This is a genomic window from Pseudomonas sp. xss_4 (assembly GCF_043104125.1).
GTDB lineage: Bacteria > Pseudomonadota > Gammaproteobacteria > Pseudomonadales > Pseudomonadaceae > Aquipseudomonas > Aquipseudomonas parafulva_B.
The window spans coordinates 1-5,319 of record NZ_JBICKJ010000022.1 but is presented as its reverse complement, the minus strand read 5'-3'; the positions used below and the strand labels follow the sequence as shown (position 1 = coordinate 5,319).

At 35.4% G+C, this 5,319-nt stretch carries 3 protein-coding genes; all 3 read right to left on the bottom strand.

Annotation, left to right across the window (positions count from 1 at the left end; genetic code table 11):
• Window positions 1–41 precede the first annotated feature (41 nt).
• A complete protein-coding gene (locus tag ACF8GB_RS04605; RefSeq protein ID WP_392526637.1) occupies window positions 42–1,433 on the bottom strand; it encodes a hypothetical protein in 1,392 nt (463 codons plus the stop codon).
• 74 nt (window positions 1,434–1,507) lie between these two features.
• Entirely contained in the window at window positions 1,508–3,232 is a 1,725-nt protein-coding gene (locus ACF8GB_RS04600) for a hypothetical protein (RefSeq protein WP_392526635.1), read from the bottom strand.
• Window positions 3,233–3,679: 447 nt separating this feature from the next.
• Window positions 3,680–5,319: recombinase family protein (locus ACF8GB_RS04595; protein WP_392526634.1), on the bottom strand; the 1,640-nt coding region annotated here is incomplete at its 5' end.

Below are 5,319 nucleotides of genomic sequence, written 5' to 3'. Positions count from 1 at the left end.
GTAGTAGACCAAAACAGTTCGCACCTTTTTAGTGCGACTTTTTAAAGTTTGCCCATCTTTTTTAGTTCGTAATACTTCGTTTTTCCAATTCCTAAATTTTTCCAAGGTTGTGTTTTTGCTTCGCTATTGCTCTGTGGCTTCATTCCAGCGTCAAGTCTTTTTTGTGCTCTTCTTGAATTCTTTTCAGATGCGCTGATAATTGTTTTTAGCTCTTTTTGCTCTTCATCAGTGATTTGAAAAATATCAATCAAAGTTTGATTTTTGGGCGTATATAAGTTTGAAAGTTTGAAATATTCATCATCTTGCTTAACGACTTTCTTATATTTGTTATTGTGCTTGAATAATTTCTTTTCAAGCGTTGAAAGTTCATCGAATGACCACTCGGTTTTTTTGAAATTCAATTTTTCAGCAATTTCATAAGCATCATTTTCAAAGTCTACGAAGTTAGTAGAGCCACAGAGCGCTTTAAAATTCAACAGCCAAAAAAGAAAAGTCATTCTTGAATTTTCGACGTTATTATTTCTAATTTCAATCAATTTCTTCAAATCGTCATATCTCGCTTTCGCAAGGTGTAGACTGTTTAAAGTCTTAATAGGTGCTTTTGAAGAATCTCTTTTGACAAGTAAAAACCTTTGTTTTGCTGGCTTTTCTTGCTTTTCAGTTTCATCAGCAACGACTTTTTTAATTTTAGATATGAGCGGTTTTGATGGCTCTGGTGTGTAGAACTTACTGAAAGACTCGAACAAATCTTGAGCAGATTTTCTTTCGTCGTTGTAATAAATGACTTCGCATTTTCTGCCTGTTTTGCTATTTATTGAGCCGGGTAGGCGCAAAACTCTCGAAGCATCAAGCGCTTTTGAGTCAGCACCCAAGAAGCTGAAAAGCTGGTGTATTGCTTTCTGTGCGATTTTATACTTATCGAGCGTAAATTCGTATTTATTGCATTTTGCTGAAAAAATCCACTTCAAATAGAAGCCGTTTCCGCTATATATGATTAAGTTAGGCTCTGGTATCTTATTCTCAAAGCAATATTTGAGAACTTTTTCGATAAAATCTTCTTTCGATATGTCTTTAAATTCAGTGTGATAAATGTCTAAATCGCTGTAAAGCATTGTTGTGTAAAGCAAGTTTTCAAGTTTTCTTGTGAATGAAAATTGATTTACAGTTGCATAAACATCAACAACATCTTTCAAATCTGTCAAAGTTGCTTTGAGTTTTGAAAGTGAACTATTAGATGTTGATGCTGTTTTTTCTTCGTTTGTCTTTTTATCGAGATAAGTAAATACCTTGTTTTTTGAAAAGAAATGAATGTATGCGCGTTTTTTCTTATCAGCGTTATCGTGATAGATGAGCGGTTCAAAAATATTTTCGAAATTTTGGGGTAATTTGCTTGATTTTTGAAATTTTGCGGTATAATGAATATGTGAGTTCAATTGTTATAAAGTTTGGTCGTGCTTTCATTATAACAATTAAAAAGTAAAATCAAGCCTCGAAAGAGGCTTTTTTGCTATTTATATTTTAGTAACTTATCTTTTTGCTCGTTAGTTAAAGTCTGCGAAGCAAGTTTCTTGTCATTTTTTTCTAACTCTTCTAATACAGCATCAGCGTTTTTGTAGAAAACTCGTCTTGAATTTGAAGGGTTTTGGCTATTTTTATCTCGTAATTTTTCTTTAAACTTCTGCTCTATCTTGTCGTTTGCAATTAAAAAGTCAGTATCAAGATACAAGTCAATTGATTCAGTTGAATTGAATTTTTTCACTTCATCTACTCGTCTATCAAACTCTTGCAAGTCTTGCGGTGCGCCTTTCATTTCATTGCTGAAAAATGAAAACGAAAACTTATCTTTTCCCCACGCCGAGGCGGACCAGACTGCTGAAAGAATATTTCTAACACTATCGAAGACTTGTTTTTGAGCAGATTGATACATTTCTGTAAATGTATTAGCGAATGCGTTGTATCTACTTTGAAGATTTTCGAATGATTGTGAAAGCGCATTATGTGCATCATCTAACGATTGAAGTTGTTTGTTTTTATCTTCAATTTCTTGATTTAGGTTTTCAAGTTTTCCGTTTTTCTCACTGATACTTGCGACTAAGTTATTTTCTTTTCTTTCTAATTTTTCATTCTCTTCAATCAATGATGTGTTATGTTTTTTCAGCGACTCATAGCGCTCTTCAAGTTCTCGTAATTGAGCATTGTAGAAACTTGCTTGACGTTCGATTTTTGGCTTTTTCGCATCTTCTTCTATCTTTCTCATACGCTCATTATGTTCTTTCGTCTTGTCTAATTTCTTCGCTTCGACGTTATATCGCAGAAGCATTTTATTAGCATGTTGATAGAACAATGTTTGAAAATATTGCGCTTGTAACTTCTTCGCAGAGTATGAGCGATTAGAAAAATCGAGCTTTTCAGCGCGAGGGTATTCTGCTTTTACCTTGTCAATATTGTCATTGACGAACTGCTTTTGAGCGTTGAGCAAGTCATATTTATTAGTGCGTTTGTTCTTCGCTTCAACGAAAATGTGGGGATGATTTCCTACTTCGTCGCCGTGAAAAACTATCAACTTTACTGGATAATCTGGAAAGTTTGAAGCATAGAATGAAGATAGAACATTAAGCATCTCGTCTGCTTTCATATCTACTTTGTTATGAGCAGGGATTTTGAAAAACGCTTCTTGAATGAAGACTTTATTTCGAGCGATGTCTGCTTTATTTTCGATAACTTCGTTGTGAAGATTTAAAAATTTTCGAACTGTTTCAGTCTTTTGATTTTTGCGTGAGAAGTCAAAAGATGTTAGTTGACTTATCTCTTCATCGACATCGAACGCTTCTTTTTCTTCTAAAATTTTCGAGAGAAATATTTTTAGCTCATCACTTTCATCAGTGATTGAATTATGAAACTTGTTCACTTTTGCTTTGTATTTGCTCAGTGCATCAATAGCATCAGTCTTGTCATTTTTTGATTTTTGTTCTGCGTCTACTTTGTGAATGAACGACTCTTGAATTGTCTTTTTCTGTTCGTCTGTGAGCGAGTCTAGTCGTATTGCTTGCTTACCAGCGCCAGGGAACCAGACCAAATTTTGGTCTGATTTTTCTTCATCCCATTCAAGAATTTTTGTTGATAAAATTTCATTCTGTTCGTTCGGCGCTATACGAAGAGAGTGAGCAACAGACTTGAAAAGTTTGGCTTTGCCAAGTCTGTCATTTTTGAAATTCAAGTGTTTGTATATCATTGTTACTGTTCTTTTTGTTGTCATAATGTCACCATTTTTTAGTTTTGTGTTTTCCTTCTGTTGATTGATTTTGAAAAAAATAATGAGCGGTATAGCGAAATTTTTTTCTAAATCAGTGTTAGAAAATGAGTTAAAAATTAGAACGAGAGTGATGATTTTTAATCAGTTTCGTAGCGGGCTTTTCGCTCTTGCTTTTGCTCTTGCTTCTGTCTCAATGACTAATTGCGAGCGAACACGAAACCGCAAGCACGAAGTGCGTCTTTTGCGAAGCAAAAGTGTGGTGTAGTGTGTAGCGAGTTACTTAAAGCTCTCTAATTCAATAATAACATTTGATATGGTCAAAACTGACAGTTAACAACAAATTTTAGACAACTGCTTTAAAAGCAAAGCAGAAGAAAATCACAGATTTTTAATCTGTGATTTTGTTGTGCTGAACGTTTTGAAAGTCTATTTTAGATGTGTGTGATTTCGTGCAGTGTAATCGTTTGCTGTTACGTCAATCGTGTCTATGTGTTTGTCATTGTGAAAAATATCGAGAGTGAAAAATTTCTTTTTCACAGGCGTGATTATCAGTTTAACTTTTTGAGCGTGAAGAAAATTATTTATCTTGATGCGCCCATTTTCTGTTACGAGCAGATTATAAATCTCAATACTGTTCAAATCTGTTTTCGAAGCGAGATGTAACGACATAATTTTTTGATTTAGTTTGTGTTCGTCGCTTTTTAACTTGTCTAATTCTTCACTCACTTCATCAATTCTTTGAGTGATATATTTACGTGAACTGTCTGATGCACTTTCAAGAATGGCGAAGTGATTTGATAGTGCTTTCTCTTTGAGAACTATCAAGCCTGCAATTTCTTGATGCTCTTTTTCAAGCGCTTTAATGTCTTCGTTTTTCGAAAAAATTTGATGAAATGGAATCAGCGATTGATACGCTAAAAATATCTCTTCGACTCTTGCATATCTGTATCTAACGCTCTTGTTTTTTTGAGCGAACTCGCACTTATGAACTGATGAAGCGTTACAAACTAAATCGACATAAAAGTTTTTCTGTGCGTGAAATCTAAACGTCGAGCCACATTTACAAAAGACTAAACCTCTCAAGATATTTTTAAAGTCCGACGCTTTTCGACCAGCCAATTTGGGGTCTTGTCTTTCTTTAAGTTTGGCGCTGATGCGATGAAATTCTGCTTCGCTGATGATTGGAGGGTAGTAGTTTTTAATCTCTTTGTTGATGATTGTTCTGTTGCCATACTCATCGTTCTTCATCGACAAGTAAGAGCCATAGATTGAATGCTTGTGTAGAGTTTTACCCACCGTGCTTTCTGTATATTTACGAGAATGGTCTTCTTTGTTCAGTTCTTGCGCAATTGCTTGAAAGCCGAAATCGAAGCATAGTTCAGTCATTCGTTTAACTGCTTTTGCGTGTTCGTTTAAGACGAATTTTCCATCTTGAAATGAAATCCAGAAAGGGCATCGTTTCGTAACGATGCCACCGTTTTCGCCTTTTATTAAGTTTCTCGCTTTTGCGTCAGAAATTCGTTCAGACTTCGCACGACTTTCGTCATTTGCTCGTTCAAGAATATTTTGAATGAGACTAATATCTACACTACTATCTTTTTTTCTTTTAGAATAAAGTCGATTGTCGAAAAGCGTATAGATTGCACAATCCGCTTGAATGATTGAGATGATTAGTTCAAGAGCGTCATAACCGCCGACACGACTGATACGGTCAAAACTTTCAACAAGTAACAAAGCATTAGAAAGAATTTCTTTTGACTTGATGCGTTCGACAAATTTAGCTAATTGTCCACTTTTGAGATTTTTACCCTTGAATGCTGACACGCCTAAATCTTGATAGCGTTCGACTTGTCGAGCCTGCGGATACTGCTCGAAAAAGCTATTGAGCTGTTCAAGCTGTCGAACCTCGCCAGCGCCTGCGCTCTGCGCTTTTGAAGAAAAACGTATGTAGCTGTATACGTTTATCGTTTCGTCGTCGCTGAACACGTCAGCGAACGCCCGAGGCAGTGATTTTTTGACTGTCATAGCGCTGAAAGGCCTGTAAATGCTGGTGTTGAGCATTTTAT

Excerpts from the sequence above, each read along its gene's own strand:
- ACF8GB_RS04600 (WP_392526635.1), bottom strand. The coding sequence starts at position 3,232 with ATGATATACAAACACTTGAATTTCAAAAATGACAGACTTGGCAAAGCC.